General features: G+C 61.9%; 17 protein-coding genes. 8 read left to right on the forward strand and 9 right to left on the reverse strand.

Features of this window, described 5'->3' with window-relative positions:
* Nucleotides 1-42: 42 nt before the first annotated feature.
* Complete coding sequence (locus BLO97_RS03830; protein ID WP_092345010.1) at nucleotides 43-882, reverse strand: pirin family protein; 840 nt, start codon at nucleotides 880-882, stop codon at nucleotides 43-45.
* A 121-nt stretch (nucleotides 883-1,003) separates the two neighbouring features.
* Between BLO97_RS03830 and BLO97_RS03835 the strand changes: the two genes are divergently transcribed.
* The 6 genes from BLO97_RS03835 (at nucleotide 1,004) to BLO97_RS03860 (ending at nucleotide 7,576) form a co-directional block, all read left to right on the forward strand.
* Entirely contained in the window at nucleotides 1,004-1,918 is a 915-nt protein-coding gene (locus BLO97_RS03835; RefSeq protein WP_063321410.1) for a LysR family transcriptional regulator, read from the forward strand.
* An 853-nt stretch (nucleotides 1,919-2,771) separates the two neighbouring features.
* Nucleotides 2,772-4,097 carry a flavin-containing monooxygenase gene (locus BLO97_RS03840; RefSeq protein WP_092345012.1) on the forward strand — a complete coding sequence of 442 codons (1,326 nt, stop codon included), beginning with the start codon at nucleotides 2,772-2,774 and terminating at the stop codon, nucleotides 4,095-4,097.
* Nucleotides 4,097-4,507, forward strand: coding sequence for a RidA family protein (locus BLO97_RS03845; RefSeq protein ID WP_003201555.1), 411 nt, complete (start codon nucleotides 4,097-4,099; stop codon nucleotides 4,505-4,507). Before BLO97_RS03840 ends, BLO97_RS03845 begins: the two co-directional genes overlap by 1 nt.
* Nucleotides 4,508-4,517: 10 nt before the next feature.
* Nucleotides 4,518-5,192, forward strand: coding sequence for a DUF1028 domain-containing protein (locus BLO97_RS03850; protein ID WP_092345014.1), 675 nt, complete (start codon nucleotides 4,518-4,520; stop codon nucleotides 5,190-5,192).
* On the forward strand, nucleotides 5,185-6,354 hold the full coding sequence (gene argE, locus BLO97_RS03855) for an acetylornithine deacetylase (RefSeq protein ID WP_092345016.1): 1,170 nt from the start codon (nucleotides 5,185-5,187) through the stop codon (nucleotides 6,352-6,354). Before BLO97_RS03850 ends, argE begins: the two co-directional genes overlap by 8 nt.
* A gap of 241 nt (nucleotides 6,355-6,595) precedes the next feature.
* Nucleotides 6,596-7,576 carry an ABC transporter substrate-binding protein gene (locus tag BLO97_RS03860; protein ID WP_371856933.1) on the forward strand — a complete coding sequence of 327 codons (981 nt, stop codon included), beginning with the start codon at nucleotides 6,596-6,598 and terminating at the stop codon, nucleotides 7,574-7,576.
* Nucleotides 7,577-7,775: 199 nt separating this feature from the next.
* On the opposite strand, the gene BLO97_RS03865 is transcribed toward BLO97_RS03860, so the two are convergent.
* The 7 genes from BLO97_RS03865 to BLO97_RS03895 all read right to left on the reverse strand — a co-directional run bounded on the left by BLO97_RS03865 (nucleotide 7,776) and on the right by BLO97_RS03895 (nucleotide 14,436).
* Nucleotides 7,776-8,687, reverse strand: a complete 912-nt coding sequence (locus BLO97_RS03865; protein ID WP_092345018.1) for a LysR substrate-binding domain-containing protein — start codon at nucleotides 8,685-8,687, stop codon at nucleotides 7,776-7,778.
* A 211-nt stretch (nucleotides 8,688-8,898) separates the two neighbouring features.
* Nucleotides 8,899-10,101: an NAD(P)/FAD-dependent oxidoreductase gene (locus tag BLO97_RS03870; RefSeq protein WP_092345020.1), complete on the reverse strand. Its 1,203-nt coding sequence runs from the start codon at nucleotides 10,099-10,101 to the stop codon at nucleotides 8,899-8,901.
* A 236-nt stretch (nucleotides 10,102-10,337) separates the two neighbouring features.
* Nucleotides 10,338-10,712: a response regulator transcription factor gene (locus BLO97_RS03875; RefSeq protein WP_092345022.1), complete on the reverse strand. Its 375-nt coding sequence runs from the start codon at nucleotides 10,710-10,712 to the stop codon at nucleotides 10,338-10,340.
* Between the two features lie 149 nt (nucleotides 10,713-10,861).
* The gene (locus BLO97_RS03880) at nucleotides 10,862-11,680 is read right to left on the reverse strand and encodes a helix-turn-helix transcriptional regulator (protein ID WP_092345024.1); all 819 of its coding nucleotides are present in this window, start codon (nucleotides 11,678-11,680) and stop codon (nucleotides 10,862-10,864) included.
* 5 nt (nucleotides 11,681-11,685) lie between these two features.
* Nucleotides 11,686-12,225 carry a kinase inhibitor gene (locus BLO97_RS03885; protein ID WP_092345026.1) on the reverse strand — a complete coding sequence of 180 codons (540 nt, stop codon included), beginning with the start codon at nucleotides 12,223-12,225 and terminating at the stop codon, nucleotides 11,686-11,688.
* Nucleotides 12,226-12,328: 103 nt separating this feature from the next.
* Nucleotides 12,329-12,988 (reverse strand): response regulator transcription factor, encoded by a 660-nt coding sequence (locus tag BLO97_RS03890; RefSeq protein WP_092345028.1) that lies wholly within the window; start codon nucleotides 12,986-12,988, stop codon nucleotides 12,329-12,331.
* Nucleotides 12,985-14,436, reverse strand: a complete 1,452-nt coding sequence (locus BLO97_RS03895; RefSeq protein ID WP_092345030.1) for a sensor histidine kinase — start codon at nucleotides 14,434-14,436, stop codon at nucleotides 12,985-12,987. Before BLO97_RS03895 ends, BLO97_RS03890 begins: the two co-directional genes overlap by 4 nt.
* Before the next feature lie 473 nt (nucleotides 14,437-14,909).
* Between BLO97_RS03895 and BLO97_RS03900 the strand changes: the two genes are divergently transcribed.
* The gene (locus tag BLO97_RS03900; protein WP_092345032.1) at nucleotides 14,910-15,851 is read left to right on the forward strand and encodes a LysR family transcriptional regulator; all 942 of its coding nucleotides are present in this window, start codon (nucleotides 14,910-14,912) and stop codon (nucleotides 15,849-15,851) included.
* Between the two features lie 26 nt (nucleotides 15,852-15,877).
* Here BLO97_RS03900 and BLO97_RS03905 read toward each other — a convergent pair whose 3' ends face one another.
* Nucleotides 15,878-16,888, reverse strand: a complete 1,011-nt coding sequence (locus tag BLO97_RS03905) for a GlxA family transcriptional regulator (RefSeq protein WP_092345107.1) — start codon at nucleotides 16,886-16,888, stop codon at nucleotides 15,878-15,880.
* 207 nt (nucleotides 16,889-17,095) lie between these two features.
* On the opposite strand from BLO97_RS03905, the gene BLO97_RS03910 reads away from it, so the two are divergent.
* The gene (locus tag BLO97_RS03910; protein WP_092345109.1) at nucleotides 17,096-18,103 is read left to right on the forward strand and encodes an ABC transporter substrate-binding protein; all 1,008 of its coding nucleotides are present in this window, start codon (nucleotides 17,096-17,098) and stop codon (nucleotides 18,101-18,103) included.
* The last annotated feature ends 96 nt before the right edge of the window (nucleotides 18,104-18,199 follow it).

Here is an 18,199-nt window from a genome sequence, read left to right on the forward strand (position 1 = left end):
TATGGGATTCGGACAGTGGATCAGGGTTGAGTCGAGGAGCGGCTAGGCCAGCCGACCCTCTTGCTGCAAAACGGTGCCGATGCGCTGGATTTCCTTCTCGCCTTTTTCCAGTGCGGCTTTGCTGGTGTGCACGGAGTAGTAGCCCATCACCAGGTCGTGGGGATGCTTGACTGCGGAGCCGAGCACGAAGGACGTTGCGCCTTGGGCAACCATGTCGATGGCCCCGCCGGATTCTTCGAAGACCACCATTTCCCCGGCATTGACGTTGCCGCCAGCATCGAGACTGCCGTCGTTGACCGCCAGCCAGGCGACGGTGTGCCCCGCCGGTGGCGTGTAGCGCCAGTGCTCGTTGTCTTGCAACTGCACGGCGAGGTAATTCATGCCTGCTGGCGCCGCGACACTGCTGCGGGCGCTGCCGTATTGGCCGAGCAACACCAGCGCCGGACCTTCACGGGGGATCTCGGAGGGCGCCAGGTAGACGCTGTGGGCCGGGGCATTTTCTTCTGCCGCCGGCAGCGCAACCCAGAGCTGGAAGCCTTGGTTCGGCAAACCTGCGACGGGGCGGGCGGTGTGCCATACGCCGTTACCGGCTTGCATCCACTCCATGCCGCCGCTGGGCAGCGTTCCTGACTGGCCCGTGGTGTCTTCGTAGATCACCTGGCCCTCGATCATGTAGGTCAGCGTGGCGATACCGGAATGCGGGTGCATGCCGAAACCTCTTTGCATGGCATCGGCGTTGAAGGCGAAGTGATCGAGAAACACGAATGGCTTGCAGAGCTGGCCCAGGTCACCGGGACTCATGAGCCGGGTGATCGGCCCGTGGCTATTGCCGGAGGTGCGATGGACGATGGCGCGGGGCGGTGCTGCGACGATGCTGTTCATGGGGTGCCTCCAAGTCTTGGGCGTTGGGCCTCGATGCGAGAAGGATAAGTGCCTGCCAATAGATTGATTAGCCGATACAATCGGATTGAACTCATCCATAAAGCGAAGGAATGTCAGTGCCATGCTCGATCTCAACGATGTTGCGCTGTTCGTTCAGGTGGTCCGCAGCGGCAGCTTCGCCGAAGCCGCCAGACGCTTGGGCATGCCTTCCAATACCGTCAGCCGACGGGTTCAGCAGTTGGAGGCCCAGCTTGAATCGCGACTTCTGCAGCGCTCGACCCGCAAACTCACCCTGACTCATGCGGGCCAGGGGTTTTATGAGCGCTGCGTGGATGCGGTGGACGGCCTGATGGATGCCGGACAGGAGCTGATGATGGGCAGCGAGGAACCCAGCGGCCTGGTGCGCATCGCGGCGATGGCGGATTTTTTCGATTTCTTCCCGATGCAATGGGTGGCCGATTTTTTAGCCGCGCATCCGCGAGTGCAACTTGATTTCGTGCTCAGCGACGCCCGGGTCGATCTGATTGCCGACCGCATCGACGTTGCCTTTCGCGGCGGTCCCTTGCAGGACTCGGGGTATGTCGGTCGCCAACTGCTCAAGAACGACGGTGACGGCATGGTCGCCAGCCCTGCGTACATTGCCGCGCGCGGCGCACCGCTTTCGTTGCAGGATCTGGCCCACCACGACGGCGTGAGTTTCGCTCATCCCGGCGGCATGACCCATTGGCGATTCGTTGGCCCGGACGGCATCGAGGAACAGGTGCAGATCGCCAGCCGATTCCACGCCAACACCGCCCAGGCGTTGCGCAGGGCGACCGTCGCCGGCCTTGGCATCGCCGTGTTGCCGGGGGCGCTGAGCAGCCTCGACCTGGAAGCCGGAAGACTGGTGCGTGTCCTGCCACAATACCAACGCGTCGGCTTCGGTCTGAATGTGCTCTATCCGAGCCGGCGGCAGTTGCCGCTGGCGGTTTCGGCTTTCATCGGATTGGTGATGGAGAAACTTGAGCTCAAGGCGTTTCCGGCGCGGATGCAGTGAGTGAGCCATCCAGGCCGGTGTCGTGGCGGGATAAGCCCGTTGTGCCGCACCTCAATACCGTGGTGAGGGAGCTTGCTCCCGCTGGCTGGGCAGCAGCCTACAAGCTGAACGCAATCTGCCTGACAGACCTTGGCGACGGGTTTGGGGCCGCTGCGCAACCCAGCGGGAGCAAGCTCCCTCGCCACAAAGGCATTCCCTCTCCAAGATGTGGATGTCAGGGGTGGCGCTACCGCGTGCATCGACCTTCTTGCCACACCGCTAAACCGCTCTTGTGGCGAGGGAGCTTGCTCCCGCTGGCTGCGCAGCAGCCTACAAGCTGAACGCAATCCGCCTGACAGACCTTGGCGACAGGTTTGGGGCCGCTGCGCACCCCAGCGGGAGCAAGCTCCCTCGCCACAAAGGCATTCCCTCTCCAAGATGTGGATGTCAGGGGTGGCGCTACCGCGTGCATCGACCTTCTTGCCACACCGCTAAACCGCTCTTGTGGCGAGGGAGCTTGCTCCCGCTGGCTGCGCAGCAGCCTAAAAGCTGGACGCAATCCGCCTGACAGACCTTGGTGATAGGTTTGGGGCCGCTGCGCAGCCCAGCGGGAGCAAGCTCCCTCGCCACAGGTTCCGCATGTCTCAGCTGCAAACAAGACTCGCCTTGTTCCTTTGGGTATCACGCCCGGGCAGTAGCCCATTTTTTTCCTTCCCAGCAACGATAAAAACCCTCGTTTCGCAAATTCCCGCCTGCCAACACAATCGCCTCGACACCTCATCTCGATAACCGCAACCGCAGAACAACAAGAAAACTGAACCCGAGGCGGGGCCATGCCCGCCTGAATCGAACCTATTGCCGGAAGTGCACAGACATGCCTGTTGAAACCCTACACATCGATACGCTCGTCATAGGCGCCGGCCAAGCCGGCATAGCCATGAGTGAGCACTTGAGCCGGCAAGGCGTGCCGCATCTCGTGGTGGAGCGAAGCCGCATTGCCGAAGCTTGGCGCACATCACGTTGGGATTCGCTGGTCGCCAATGGCCCGGCCTGGCATGACCGTTTTCCGGGGTTGGAATTTGAGGGACTCGGTCCTGATGACTTCGCGACAAAGGACCAGGTGGCCGATTATTTCGAGGCCTATGCCAACAAGTTCAGCGCGCCGATCCGTACCGGCGTGGAGGTCGGGAAAGTCGAGCGCAATGTCGGCCGTCCGGGGTTCACCGTTGAAACCTCTGAAGGCTTGATCGAGGCGATCCATGTCGTCGTCGCCACCGGGCCTTTTCAACGACCGGTGATTCCACCGATTGCGCCGGACATGGCGACGGTCACCCAGCTTCATTCGGCCCAGTACCGTAATCCCCGGCAATTGCCCGAAGGGGCTGTGTTGGTGGTGGGCGCCGGGTCGTCGGGGGTGCAGATCGCCGATGAACTGCAGCGCGCCGGCAAACAGGTCTATCTCTCGGTGGGCGCCCACGATCGTCCGCCCCGGGCCTATCGCAACCGCGATTTCTGCTGGTGGCTGGGCGTGCTGGGCGAGTGGGACGCGGAGGCGGTCCAGCCGGGCAAGGAGCACGTCACTATCGCGGTGAGCGGTGCCCGTGGTGGCCATACCGTGGATTTTCGCCGGCTGGCCCAGGAGGGCATCACCCTGGTGGGGCTGACGAAATCGTTCAATGGCAGCGTGGTGACCTTTGAGCCGAATCTGGCCGAAAACATCGCCCGCGGCGACGAAAACTACCTGGCGCTGCTGGATGCCGCCGACGCCTACATCGCCCGCAACGGCCTGGACCTGCCGCTCGAACCTGAAGCTCGTCACCGGCTGCCTGATCCGCAATGCCTGACCCGGCCAATCCTGGAACTGGACCTGGTCGCCGCCGGCGTGACCAGTGTCATCTGGGCCACCGGCTACTCGGTGGATTACAGCTGGCTGAAGGTCGACGCCCTCGGCGCCAATGGCAAGCCTCGGCATCAGCGTGGCGTTTCCAGGGAACCGGGCCTGTATTTCGTCGGCTTGCCCTGGCTGTCGCGACGGGGCTCGGCGTTCATCTGGGGCGTCTGGCATGACGCCCGGCATATTGCCGACCACATCGTGAAGCAACGCATTTATCTCGCCTATCAGGATGCTGCCCAGCGCCAGGCGTCGGCACTCGACAGCGATTCACAGCGTTCGAAAACCAGTCTCACGGGAGTTCGTTGATGCCTACTCACACGCGTATTCGCATGTTCAATACCAAGGACACCTACCCGAACCAGACGCTGGACAACGATCTGTGCCAGGCCGTGCGCGCCGGCAACACCGTCTACGTGCGTGGTCAGGTCGGTACCGATTTCAATGGCCAACTGGTGGGCCTCGGCGATCCTCGCGCCCAGGCCGAACAGGCCATGCGCAACGTCAAGCAATTGCTGGAAGAGGCCGGCAGTGACCTGAGCCACATCGTCAAGACCACGACGTACCTGATCGACCCGCGTTATCGCGAGCCGGTGTACCAGGAGGTCGGCAAGTGGCTCAAGGGCGTGTTTCCGATCTCCACCGGCCTGGTGGTCAGTGCCCTGGGCCAGCCGCAGTGGCTGATGGAAATCGACGTGATTGCGGTGATCCCCGAATAAGGAGTGCGGCATGACTTTTTCCATCGTCGGGCGCTGCGCCGAAACTGGCCAGTTAGGCATCGCCATCAGCTCCTCGAGCATTGCCGTGGGTGCCCGTTGTCCCTGGTTGCGAGCCGGCGTCGGCGCGGTGTCGAGCCAGAACATTACGCTGCCGGCCCTGGGCCCGCAGGTTCTCGATGAATTGGCCAGCGGCCTGACCGCGCAAGCGGCGCTGGAGCGGACCCTGGCGCGCAACGGCTACGGCCAATACCGGCAGGTGGCGGTGATCGATGCCGAGGGCCGCACGGCGATTTTCAGCGGCGAGCATACCCTGGGCACCCACAACGCCGTGGCCGGTGAGCAATGCGTGGCGGCAGGCAATCTGTTGGCCAACGCTGCGGTGATCGAGGCCATGGTCACGACCTTCGAGCGGGGCGGTGGTTGTCTTGTGTCACGCTTGATGAGCGCGTTGCAGGCCGGGCAGGCGGCGGGTGGGGAGGCCGGAGCGGTGCATTCGGCGGCGCTGTCGGTGGTCGATGACCTGACCTGGCCCATCGTCGATCTACGGGTGGATTGGGCCGAGGAAAACCCCATCGGCGAGCTGGAAAAACTCTGGCTCGTCTATCAGCCGCAATTGCAGGATTACCTGACCCGTGCGCTCAACCCGACCCTGGCGCCGAGTTATGGGGTGCCGGGTGATGAGTGAGCTGCGCAGTCGCGCGCTGCTTGCCGAGCTGGTGAGCTTTGCCACGGTCAGCCGCGATTCGAACCTGGCCTTGATCGAGTTCGTGCGCGACTACTTGCAAGGGCTGGGCGTGAACAGCGAGCTGATCTACAACGCCGAGCGAACCAAGGCCAACCTGCTGGCGAGCATTGGCCCGGCGGTGCCCGGTGGCGTGGTGTTGTCCGGGCATACCGATGTGGTGCCGGTGGACGGGCAGGCCTGGACGGTCGATCCGTTCTGCCTGACCGAGATGGACGGGAAATGGTTCGGGCGCGGCACGGCGGACATGAAGGGGTATCTGGCCTCGGTGCTCGCGGCGGTGCCGGTGTTCCTGTCCAGCCCGCTTCGGCGACCGGTGCACCTGGCGTTTTCCTATGACGAAGAGGTGGGTTGCCTGGGCGTTCACAGCTTGCTGGAGGTGCTGGTTCGGCGGATCGCGCAACCGGCCCTGTGCCTGATTGGCGAACCCACCCAACTCCGACCGGTGCTGGGGCACAAAGGCAAGCTGGCGATGCGTTGTCATGTCCGGGGGGCGGCTTGTCATTCGGCCTATGCCCCTTACGGGGTCAACGCCATCGAACAGGCGGCGCGCCTGATCGGGCGGTTGGGCGAGATCGGCGCTCAGTTGGCCGAACCTTCGCGGCACGACCCGCGCTTCGACCCGGCGTGTTCCACGGTGCAGGTCGGGGTGGTCCACGGCGGCACGGCGCTGAACATCGTCCCGGCGGACTGTCGCTTCGATTTCGAGGTGCGCGCCTTGCCGGATTTCGATCCCCTCGTGGTGGTCGAGCAATTGCAAGGTTATGCCGAGCAGACCCTGCTGCCGGCCATGCAGGCGGTGGCGGGGGATACCGCAATCCGCTTCGAACCGTTGTCGGCCTACCCGGGCCTCGCCACTTCGCCGGACAGCGCGGCCGCCCGACTGGTTGCGCAACTGTGCGGCAGCGACGCGTTCGGCACCGTCGCCTTTGGCACCGAAGGCGGCCTGTTCCATCAGGCCGGGGTGCCGACGGTGGTCTGTGGCCCCGGCAGCATGGACCAGGGGCACAAGCCCGACGAATACGTGAGCGTTGAACAAATGGCCGCCTGCGACCGCTTGATGGATCGGCTGGCGAGCCATCTCTGTGAACCCAATGATTGCTGACCGCAAGGTGCCTGAGGAGGACGATTTCAAGGGAAGGAGATTCCTCGCGGTCAGCCAGGCGACACCCATGAACAGGCCGACAAGAGCCTTTGCTGTAGACCTTGCCGCCCGTATTTACGGTCACTTTTGAGTCCCGTCACCGGCTCGTGCGGGCGAGCCGGTATTTTCGAGGAACCGCTTCATGTCCAGATCCTTGCGTTGCAATATCGCGTGTGCATTGGCGTTGTTGAGTTCAAGCGTCATGGCCGCGCCCCAGAGCTTGACCGTGATTTCCTTCGGCGGCGCCACCAAGCAGGCCCAGGACAAGGCCTACTTCCAACCTTTCAACGCCAGCGGCGCGGGAAACATCGTGGCTGGCGAATACAACGGTGAATTGTCGAAGATCAAGGCCATGGTCGCCGCCGGCCACACCAGCTGGGACGTCGTCGAAGTGGAGAGCCCAGAGCTGTTGCGTGGTTGCGAGGAGGGGCTGTTCGAGAAGCTTGACCTGGGGCGCCTGGGCGACCCGGCGAACTATGTGCCGGGAGCACTCAATGAATGTGGGGTCGCCACCTACGTCTGGTCGATGGTCCTGGCTTATGACCAGAGCAAGCTCGCCAAGGCACCCAAGTCCTGGGCGGATTTCTGGAACGTTGCCGAGTACCCAGGCAAGCGCGGCCTGCGCAAGGGCGCCAAGTACACTTTGGAAATCGCCTTGCTGGCCGACGGGGTCAAGGCGCACGACGTGTACAAGGTGCTGAACACCCCGGAAGGCGTGTCCCGGGCATTCGCCAAGCTCGACCAGATCAAGCCGAACATCCAATGGTGGGAAGCCGGCGCGCAACCGGCGCAGTGGTTGGTGGCGGGGGACGTGGCGATGAGTGCGGCCTACAACGGACGCATCGCGTCGGCGCAGAAAGAAGGCATGAAGCTGAGCATCGTCTGGCCGCAGAGCCTCTACGACCCGGAGTACTGGGCCGTGGTCAAGGGCACGCCGAACAAGGCCCTGGCCGAGCAGTTCATTGCCTTTGCCAGCCAGCCGCAGACCCAGAAGGTGTTTTCGGAAAACATCCCTTATGGGCCGGTGCACCGCAAGACACTGGCGCTGTTGCCGACGGCGGTACAGGAACAGTTGCCCACCGCCGAGGCCAACCTGGCTGAAGCCCAAGCCGTGGACGCGGAGTTCTGGGTCGACCATGGCGAGGAACTGGAGCAACGCTTCAACGCCTGGGCCGCTCGCTAGAAACATCCCTTGTGGCGAGGGAGCTTGCTCCCGCTGGGCTGCGCAGCAGCCCCAACACCAGGCGCCTCGGTGTATCAGCCTGACCGCGTTCGGCTTGCATGGGGTCGCTGCGCAACCCAGCGGGAGCAAGCTCCCTCGCCACGGGGTTGGTGTTTTACTTACAGGCCGGGGCGGGCAGTTGTGCCTGGCCTGTCGTGGCTCAAGGCAGCCATTGCCTGAACTGTTCCTTGCAGTAGTCGACAAACAACTGCGCCGGCTTGGTAAGGTGCGCGCGCTTGAGCCAGCCTGCCACCAGTGCCGAACCGGTCACGTCCTCGGCGATGTCGACGCACACCAGGTGTTGCCCATCGTAGGTGCAGGTGGAGTGCGGGCGGGTCACCAGTACGGCAAAACCAAAGGACTGGCCGACCATGCCCCGCACCATCTCGATGGACGGCGAGCTGAAGACAATGTTGGGCGCCAGGCCCAGCTCCTCGAAGATGCTCACGAAATAAGTGCGACTGGGCTGCACATCCAGCAGGATCATCGGTTCGAGGGCCAGGTCGCGCAGCGATACCTGGGCCTGGTCGGCGAAGCGATGCCCCACCGGCAACAACGCGTAAGGGCGTTGCGGCGCCGTCAGTGCTTCGGTCTCGATGGTACTGTCGAGGTCGTGTTCATAAAAAATCGCCAGGTCGAAACGCCCCCCCGTGAGACCTTGCACCAGTTCCTGTTGCTCGCCATCCTGCACGCGGATTTCCACCCCTGGGAAGCGCTCGCGAAAGCCCGCGATCAGCCTTGGCAGGTAGAGTGGGGCGACGGTTTCGAAACAACCGATGTCGATCTGCCCGCTGACCACATCGTTATCGGCCAGCGCGTTCTGCTCGAACTCCCGGGCCATGCGCAGCAGTTCCTGGGCCTTGCGATAGAAGCGCGCGCCGCCGGGCGTCAGCGATACTCCCTGGGCGTGATGACGAATGAGCAATTGCACACCGAAACTGTCTTCCAAGCCCTTGATGGCGGAGGCGATCGACGGTTGGGCGATGTACAGCTTGCGAGAGGCTTCGGCGACGCTGCCACATTCGACGGTGGTGACGAAGTACTTCAGCTGACGCAAGGAATAGGACGCCACGGCACACCTCGATCCGGATGATTTCTGCCTACCTTACCTTGTGCACGGAGGGCGATGGGCGGGCATTGATGCGGATTTTGCTGGGCAGTGACGATATTCAGGCTGGCTTGGGGACGAGCACCGGAAAAAACGCCTGCCCAAGGATCGTCGGCAGGCGTCTGGGAAAGACCGGCGCAGAAAGGAGGGACTGGCCGGGGGGCGGAAACGGGTTTCAGGCTACCGGGATCAACGGGTCGGCGGCGGCCAGGGCGGTTGCGCGATCAGCCGCGGGCGGGTAGATCCACACTGTGTTGATCTGGGTCTTGAGCTCCTTGGCTTCCTGCCCGACCAACTTGAGCTGGCGATCCCAGCCTTCGGTGTACACCGCGCCCCAGGCACCCAAGTCCAGGCAGGTCACATACTTGGGTTGGCTGTAGGCCATCGGCGCGACGCCCAGCAAGTCGGCCGCGACGTTGTTGCCGGCATAGCGGCCCAGGGCGATGGCGTGCTGGCAGGACATCGCCGCATAGTTGCCCAGCGTGTCGGTGGCGGCGTAGGCCACGTCACCGCTGGCGAATATGTCGTTCTGGCCCAGGACTTTCAGGTTCGCATCGACGTGCAGTCGACCTTGGCGATCGCGGGTGCCGGGTACCTGTTCGGTCAATGGACTGGCGCGGAAACCCACGGTCCAGATCACGGTATGGGACTCGATACGCTGGCCGCTCGACAGGGTGACGCCACCGGCATCCACCGACTCGACCGAGGCGTTGAGGATCCACTCGATACCCAGGTGCTCGGACGCTTCGACAATGGATGGACGTATGCCGTCGCCCAACGCTGCACCAATCTGCGGTCCGCGGTCCACCACGATGACCCGGATGTCCGCGTCCTCGCCGAGGACCGCGCGCAGGCGTGCGGGCATTTCGGTGGCGGTTTCTATCCCGGTAAAGCCGCCACCGGCCACCACCACGGTGTTGCGGGCCGGGCTGTCCGGCAGATTTTTCAGCGACTTGATATGGGCTTCGAGACGGGTGGCCTGTTCGATTTCATCAACGTCGAAGGCATGCTCGATCATGCCCTCCAGGTCGGGGCGAACCAGCTGGCTGCCCGCCGCGAGCACCAGTCGGTCATAGCCCAGGGTGCCCTGGGTACCGAACACATCCACATAGCCCACCCGTTTGTTGTCGACATCGATACTGCTCGCTGAGCCTTGTACGAATTTCACGCCGACGGCGTCGAACAGACTACCCAGCGGCGCCGCCATGGTGTGGACGTCCGGCTCGTAGAAACGGGGACGAATGCGCAGCTCGGCCTGGGGGGCCAGGACGCTGATCTCCACGTCATGACGGTCGTGTTGGTCCAGCAGCCGGGCTGCGCTCAATGCGCTCCAGACCCCGCCGAAACCTGCGCCAACAACCAGAATACGTTGTTTCATGATGAGCTCCCGAAGACAAAATCGATACGTTGAATGGTTCAACTGTTTCAGCGTGACCGTATCGCGAAGTACTCCAAAATCGCTTGGCTGCAATGAGTTGCCATCGAGCACATTCAGTTTCGGTTCGCTGTAGGGAAGCTTATTGGCAGGACCTGTGTTTAACACTTCTACATAAGGTCATCGCGCCTATGCCTGGGTAGGGGGGTTCTATACGAAGGTATGAGGGCGCGCCGCAGTCAAGCAGGCCGGGACAGTACCGCTTCGATGCAGGCGATCAATTCGGCGCAGTCGAAGGGTTTCGGGAAAAACGCCACCGGCTCGGGCGTACCGGCGCTGATACGGGGAGGCACGCCAGGGTATCCGGTGATGAAGATGATCGGGGGATGAATGCCCAGGGCCGATAATCGATCGTACATCTGAATGCCCGTCATACCAGGCATTTGAATATCCGATATCAGGCACGCTGTGTTTTCAAGTTCGCAGGAAGATAAAAAATCCAAGGCGCTGGCGTATGTTTTAACCCGATATCCGTGGGAACGTAACAAACCATCCAATGCAATTCGAACTGACTCATCGTCGTCAATGATTGAAATGATTGCAGCGTTGGACATGTCGATACCTGGAGTTTGATATCAGGTAGCCATAAAGGCGCCCGTATCACTGCAAGATACGCTGTCCAATGGCCCCGCCAAGTATACGTGTGTATGAACTTTCCACCGCATCGCGGGGCAACAACAGGGAGGGCACCTCACCGCAATGCTTAAATCGTTGCCCGCAATTCACGTGGCGACAGACCATAGCGTGAGCGAAAGCGCACCGCAAAACGTGAGGCCGAGGCGTAACCGCAGGCACCGGCAATTTCACCGATGGGACGGGACGTTGTTTGCAACCATTGCAACGCTGTCGCCAGTCGAACGCCCTCCAGGATGCTCCTGAAACTGTCCCCCTCATTCGCCAGTTGGCGGCGCAATGTCGACTCACCCAGGTTAAGTTGCTGCGCAACGCTCGCAACCGTCCAGTCTTTCTCCGGGCTGCCCATCACCATCTGCTGCACACGTTCGCAAATGGGATCGTTGCGACCCATCAGCAGAGGTCCGATCTGGCCACCAAGGCACAGGCTCAGAAGAACCGCTTCCCCATAGAGTGTGCGTAATGCGTCCGGCGCGTTCGCATTGATGGAGGCCAACAGCTGATTCCATGCCTGGGTTGTGTGCTTGTCCAGAGGGACGCATAGATCGGTCTTCAGTGCACCGCGACGGCTCATGATCTGTTGGCTATATCGGCTGCTGAAGTGACGCAGCGTCGAGAGCGGAAAGGTGACCGCATCGGCGATGTAGTGACCGTGAGGGCCGGGGAAGTTCGAGATACCAAGCTCGCGTCCGGCCGGCATCAGAATCAGATGTTGCGGCCCCGCGCGCATCTCCCGGTCATCCCATTGCAACAGTTTTTCCCCCTGTCGCACTCGACACAGGGTGGTCACGAACACCGGTACCCTTGATAAGGTGAGGGGCTGTCGCGCCTGTATGACACACGCATCGATAATGTTTTCCCGGTGCTGTATGCCGTCACAAGGGCGCATCGTTTTTAACGTCCGTAAGTTGAAGTGATCGTCGCTTTGGCCAGGACGTTGGCATTGAGCATGTACCCAACCAAGGCGCCACTGGCCTCACCGTCGAGGGGTAGCTTATCGACTTTCAATGCCCATACGGTGAATTGATAGCGATGGGGCTTATCCCCTACAGGTGGGCAAGCCCCGCCAAATCCTGGCTGGCCATAATCGGTTCGCCCTTGTACGGCACCGGCAGGCAGGTTCGCTCCCACTCCGCTTGGCAAGCTATTGGTAGAAGCGGGTAGGTTGACCACCGTCCAATGCCACCAACCGCTACCCGTCGGCGCATCGGGATCATAGACCGTGATCGCGTAGCTTTTGGTCCCCGCGGGGGCGTTTGTCCAGGAAAGCTCAGGAGACGTGTTGCCACCTTCGCAACCGAAGCCCTGGAACACTTCGCGACTGGTCATCGGACGGTTGTCAGCAATATCCCGGCTGGTCAGTGAGAAGTCGGCAGCGTATCCACTGAATGCTACGGCCATGGTGAGTGCAGGCAGGAGTGACCTGATTTTCATCGTGATTCCTTCTGGGGCTTAAAAGTGAAGCTCGAGTCTAGGATGAACAAAGAGTGGTTACTGTGCCGAAACGCTCGGCCAAAGTGCCGAAATGCTCGATTGACTATCGCCTTGTGTCAGCCAGGCGCCATTCCAGCACCTGGGCCATGCGTACCAGATCGGCAAACGAGTGTGCGCACATCTTGCGCATGGCTTGGCCCCGGTGAATCTTGACCGTGATTTCACTCAAGCCCAGTTCCCCGGCGATCTGCTTGTTCATCAGGCCTGACACCGCCAGTGCCATGACCTGCTGCTCCCGGGGCGTCAATGTGGCGTAGCGGTCAAGCACTTGCTGATGGCCGCGTTCGGCGTCGCGCCGCTGGCGGTCCTGGTAATGGGCGGCGGTCACGGCGTCGATCAGGTCTTGTTCGCGGAACGGTTTGGCGAGGAAATCCACCGCACCGGCCTTCATCGCTCGCACGGTCATGGCGATGTCACCGTGACCGGTCATGAACACAATCGGTAGTCGAACGTTGGCTGCGACCAGCTCCCGTTGGCAATCCAGGCCGCTGGTGCCTTGCAGGCGCACATCCAGGACCAGGCAACTGGGCTGGTCGGGCCTGGGATGGTTCATGAACTGCGCGACCGAACCGAACAGATGGACCTGCAAGCCGATGGAGCGCAGCAGGCTGCCGAGGGATTGGCACAGCGGTGCGTCGTCATCAACGATATAGACGATGGGGGCGTTGTCGATGATCGGGCTTGCGGACTGTATGGAGGTCATTGCCCACCCCCCGACAGAGCGGTGCCAGTGAGCCGCGGCAGTGCGAACCTGAACGAGGTGCCCTGGCCGGCCTCGCTGGTTGCCCAGATCCTGCCGTCATGGAAGTCGATGATGGACCGGCAGATGGACAGGCCCATACCCAGGCCGTTTTCCTTGGTGGTAAAAAACGCATTGAACAAGCACGGCAGGACCTCGGGGGCAATGCCGGTTCCGTGGTCAGTCACCTCCAGCAGCACTTCGTCACTCGCCGTCCAGGTGCGTATATGCAGGGTTCGTGTATCTACCTTGACCCCGTCCATGGCGTGACAGGCATTGATGATCAGGTTGATGATCACTTGCTGCAGTTGCACCCGGTCTGCGCTGACCTGGCCGTCGGTCGCTGCCAGATCCACCTTGGCCCGGACTTTATGATGAGCCAGTTGTTGCTGGACCAGGTTCAGGGTCTCGCGGACGATGTCGTCCAGTCGCTCGGGCTGGCGCAACGGGTCGCACTTGCGCGACAGCGCCCTGATACCGCTGATGACCTCGCTGGCGCGACAGCCGTTGGCGACGATTCGGTCGAGGCAATCCAAGGCTTCCCCGAGATCGGGTTGCGGGCGCTTGAGCCACCGGCGACAGGCCTCGCCGCTGCTGGTGATGGCCGTCAGTGGCTGATTGACCTCGTGGGCAATGGACGCGGCCATTTCCCCCAGGGAGGTCAAGCGAGTGACGTGGGCCAGTTGGCTCTGGGCGCGAAACAAGGCTTCTTCGGCCTGCTTGCTGGCAGTCACGTCCATGAGTGCGCCGAGATACTGGAAACGGCCATGCTGGACGAGCAGGGGGCTGGCGATCATGTGGATGTGCTTGATGCGTCCATCAGGCATCAGCAGCCGCAGCTTGACCTCGATCTGCGGTTCGCCAGCGGCGGCCTGCTGGAAAACCCCGCGTGCCAACTCCAGGTCTTCAGGATGGGTGCGCTCCAGCATCATCGACACCGTTGGCGTCTTGCTGGGTGGATACTCGAAAATCCGTGCCGATTGCTCCGACCAGGACAACGCTTGTCGATCACCGCGAAAGCCCAGGCTGCCGGTCTGGCTCAGACGCTGGGCGCCGGTCAGGTAAGCCTCGTTGTGCCGCAGGCTGTCGGAAGCCTGCTTGCTGCGCAGGGCCAGGAACGCAATGGCGGACAGCGCGGTCAGGCAGCGGAAGAAGCCGGTGGTCGATTCCCAGCGGTGATAACCGCCGTTGTACAAGAACATCGCGGTGAGCAAGCCCATGCACATCAGCGCGACGGCGATCACCAGATTGATGGAGAACAGGTTGGCCGCCATCAACAGCAAGGTGATGTACAGCAGGGTTGGCGCCAGGTCGGAATGGGTTTCGGAGTTGATGATGACAATCCCGCAGGCCACCACCAGGCCTACCGCCCAGCCGAGGGCGTTCACCAGTGGGTGGGTGCTGATTCCCATCGACGGCCGAGGCCCGCTCCGGCTTGGGCTGTATCGAAGGCTGTCATAGACGTTCTTGAACATCGCGGAGGGTAGGGGCACGCTGGCAGACCTTTTGTTTTTACGTGGTCTCGCTCTGGAGTGTCGGGGCGACAGAGCATCGGTTCGTATCTTAGAAGCGTCGCTTTGCCTGAGGTAGGACATAAAACCCTGAAATCCCGCCAAGCTGTGCCAAAGAGAGGGGGCCCCTGCGCGGCCCAGCGGGAGCAAGCTCCCTCGCCACAAAGGCGGTGTTCACCCGGGCCTGGATACATACATACCGAAGTATCGATGACGTTGCCCAAAGGGTGAGTCGAGTGTCCCCACGTACGACAGACCTGGCACGCCTCGGGGATTACGCTTTCAACACCTCGTCGTCTTAGGCCTTGATGGAGGGTGCAGGCGATGATCTTGTCCACTTCCGACTCAATGGCCTGGCGCCTGGGGCGACGACTATGATGAACAGAAATGACCTGCGTCGTGCTGACATCAATCTGCTGGTGGTCTTCGAAACCATGATGCACGAGCGAAACGTGACCCGCGTCAGCGAAAAGCTGTTTCTCGGCCAGCCAACGATCAGCAGTGCCCTGGCGCGCTTGCGGTTGATGTTCGATGATCCCTTGTTCATCCGTTCGGGGCGGTTGATGGAACCGACCTCCCGGGCGCGGGAAATCTTCTCTAACCTGTCACCGGCCCTGGACGGCATCGCCGCCGCCTTGAGCTGCTGCCAGGCGTTCGAGCCGGCCACCAGCGAGGCGACCTTCCATATCGGCCTTTGCGATGACGTCGAGTATGCCCTGCTGCCGGACCTGTTGCGACGCCTGCGGGTCGAGGCACCGGGCACCACCTTGGTGGTGCGCCGGACCGATCAGTGGCAGGTCTCCCAGCTGTTGGCCAGTGGCGAGATTTCCCTGGGCATCAGCCCGACACTGGAGCTGCCGGCCAATGCCCGGCGCAAGACACTGCGGCCGATGCGGCCGATGCTGTTGCGCGCCGATTCGCAGCCCGGCGAGCTGACCCTGGACGAATTCTGCCGTCGGCCCCATGCCATCGTATCGTCCATGGGCAATGTCATCGATGATTCGGACCGCGCGTTATGCCTGATGGGTCGACAGCGCCGGGTGGTGTTGACCGTGCCACAGTTCAGCGCCTTGCCCGTGCTGTTGGCCCAGAGCGACATGATTGCCATCGTGCCGGATTACGTTGCCCACGCGATGGTCATGGTGACCGGCATGCGGGCGCAAGCGGCCCCGATCTGCTTGCCCCAGCACGAGCTTTCCATGGTCTGGCGCGGCGCTTCGCACAATGATCCGGGGGAGCGTTGGTTGCGTTCCCGTTGCAGCGCGCTCCTGGCCGAGCAGGCCGACCCGCAGGAGCATTCCAGGCGAGTGGCCTGACGGACAGTTGCGCAAGGGGTTCGCACTCAGCGAGAAAACCGGCTGCGATACTCCCGGGGGGATATCGAGAGATGGCGCTGAAACGTGTGGCGCATTCGTTCCTCGTCACCGAAACCGCAGGATCGGGCGATCTGGTCGATGTTGCGCTGGGAGTCTTCGAGCATTCGACGCGCCGCTTCAAGGCGGAACATCTCGATGGCTTTGGCCGGGGTTCGGCCGGTCTGGCGTTTATAGACCCGGGCAAAGTTGCGCGGGCTCATCCTGGTTTGGCGGGCCAGCCGTTCGACGGTGAGGTCGTTGTCGTCCAGGTGCTCGGAAATCCACACGTGCAGTTCATCGAAGCCGGCGCTCTCTTGCATCTGCAATTGCAACAGTTGGCTGAACTGCGCCTGCCCGCCGGGGCGCTTGAGAAACACCACCAGCTCACGGGCCACCTGCAAGGCCACATCGCGACCACAGTCGGCTTCGACCAATGCCAGTGCCATGTCGATGCCGGCACTGACACCGGCCGAGGTCCACACGTTGCCCTGCTGGATGAAGATCGCATCGAGGTCCACCTCAACCGACGGGAAATTGCTCTTGAGCATCTCGCACATGGCCCAATGGGTCGCGGCCCGGCGTCCGTCCAGCAAGCCGGCCTGGGCCATGAGGAAGGTGCCGCTGCACACCGATGCCGTGCGCCTGGCCTGGACCGAGGCCTTGCGCAGCCAGTGCACCAGATCGACACAGTCGATCATCGCCTGCCGAATGTCCGGTGCGCCGGGCACGATCAGCGTGTCGATGAGTGTCCCGTCGAGCTCATGCAGTGCACGGGTATCAACGACCAGGCCTTCGGCGCTTTGCATCAACCCGCCAGCCAGGCTCGCGGTGTGCATGGCGTAGCCGGGCAGGCCGCGTTCGGTCATGGCTTTGGTGGCGGCCCAGAACACGGTCTGGGCCCCGGTCAGGTCCAGCAAACCCATCTGCGGATAGGCCAGGAATACCAGGGTGCGCGGTTGGGAAACGGATTCGGTGGCGATGCCGATATCCAGGGACATCTCGTTCATATTCGCTTCGCGCCGGGTGTTCGTGAGGGGAGGTCTGCAAGGTTATCAAGTGATCGTGCCCGTGAGTGCGGCTTCATGGGTTCGGATACCGAATATTTAGGTGCTATTGATATGCCATTAAGGTATTTAAATTAATATTCTTATAGCTTTAAAGTCGTGACCTTCAGTCTTTTCACCTACTGTGAGGTTCACCAGACCATGGCTTTCAAGCGTTCTGCGCTCACCTTGTTGGTTTCCCTGGCGGCCACTGCGCTGCTCAATCCCTTGGCCCATGCCGAGGGCGAGATCAGCATCGCCCAGCAATTCGGTATCGGCTACCTGATCCTGGATGTGGTGCGTGACCAGCAGCTCATCGAGAAGCATGGCAAGGCCCAGGGCCTGGATATCAAAGTGGACTGGAACAGCATTTCCGGCGCGACGGCGATGAACGAGGCCTTGCTGACCGGCGCCCTGGATGTGGTGTCGGCGGGCATTCCGCCGATGCTGACGATCTGGGATCGGACCCGCGGCAAGCAGAACGTCAAGGCCATCGCCTCGCTGGGGGCGATGCCCAACTACCTGCTGACCAACAACCCGAACGTGAAGAGCCTCAAGGACTTCACCGACAAGGACCGGATCGCTGTCCCGGCCGCAGGGGTCGGATTCCAGTCGCGCACGTTGCAGATCGAAACCGCCAAGGTGTTCGGCAACGATCACTTCAAGAAATTCGACGACATCTCGGTCAGCCTTCCGCACCCGGATGCGACGGCGGCGCTGATCGCCGGTCAGTCGGAGATCAATTCACACTTCTCCAGCCCACCGTTCCAGTACCAGGCACTGCAAAGCCCCAATGTGCACAAGGTGCTCAGTTCCTATGATGTGCTGGGCGGGCCGGCGACGTTCAACGTGCTCTACACCACGGAAAAATTCCACGACGAAAACCCCAAGACCTACAAGGCGTTCTACGATGCCCTGGTGGAGGCGCAAGGCATCATCAAGGCCGACAAGCCGGCCGCTGCCCAGACCTACATCCGCGTTGAACAGTCCAAGTTGCCGCTGGCGCTGGTGGAGAAAATCGTCACCGACCCCGAAATCGACTTCACCGTCGTTCCGCAACGCACCTACATCTATGCCGAAAAACTGCATGAACTGGGCGTGTTGAAAAACAAGGCTGACAGCTGGAAGGACTATTTCTTCGAAGAGGCCCATGCCGACGCCGGCAGCTGAATCCGGGCCGATTATCCGTTTTCGGCACAATTGCCCGACCGGCCCACGGGGCGGAATGGAACTTGCCTGAGCTTTGACCCGTAAGCCCTGGAATCA

Origin of the sequence: Pseudomonas sp. NFACC05-1, assembly GCF_900100135.1 — a bacterium.
Classification (GTDB): Bacteria; Pseudomonadota; Gammaproteobacteria; order Pseudomonadales; family Pseudomonadaceae; genus Aquipseudomonas; species Aquipseudomonas fluorescens_Q.